The organism is Benzoatithermus flavus, from assembly GCF_037908215.1.
Taxonomy (GTDB): domain Bacteria; phylum Pseudomonadota; class Alphaproteobacteria; order Geminicoccales; family Geminicoccaceae; genus Benzoatithermus; species Benzoatithermus flavus.
Window position 1 is genome coordinate 1 of sequence record NZ_JBBLZC010000108.1, and the last position, 593, is coordinate 593.

Genomic DNA, 593 nt, shown 5'->3' on the forward strand with positions numbered 1-593 from the left:
CGTCGGTTTAGGAAACGTCAGCAGCCGGTAGAGCACCTCCCCCATGCGCGTCAGCATCTGTTTCGCCTCAGCGCCGCGCAAAGGCCCGAACTCGTGTAAATCGCCGCCCGAGCAAAAAGCCTCATCGCCAGCGCCCGTGATGGCAAATATTTTGACCCGCTCATCCGCTTCCGCCTCGCTCAGCGCTCCCTCAAGCGCCTCCATCACTGCAAAATTGACTGCATTCCGTTTTTCGGGACGGCAAATCGTAAACAAGGCGACGCCGTCACGCTGCTCCATCATCGCTTCCATCAGCACTCCTCCTTTATTTTATGACAATTGGTCATCGTCCCCCCCTTTTTTCCTGCCAGCAGCGAAAAAAACAAACGCGTGGACGTACGTTGTCGATTGTTCACTGCCAATAAAAAAGGCTGCCCGCTTTTCGGACAGCCTGTCGCTTGATGTCGGCCATTATTTGTTGACGACATCTCTTCCTTTGTACGTACCGCATGCTTTGCAGACGCGGTGCGCCAATTTCCATTCGCCGCAGTTCGGGCATTGCACCATGCCCGGCACTTGCAGTTTAAAGTGTGTACGGCGCAGTCGTTTTCTCG

2 protein-coding genes are annotated in these 593 nt (G+C 54.8%); both read right to left on the bottom strand.

Features of this window, described 5'->3' with window-relative positions:
* On the bottom strand, window positions 1-291 hold a 291-nt coding region (locus U1T56_RS24335; RefSeq protein ID WP_418162063.1), incomplete at its 3' end, for an enoyl-CoA hydratase/isomerase family protein.
* Between the two features lie 159 nt (window positions 292-450).
* A partial coding sequence (gene rpmF, locus U1T56_RS24340) for a 50S ribosomal protein L32 (RefSeq protein WP_418162064.1) occupies window positions 451-593 on the bottom strand: 143 nt, incomplete at its 5' end.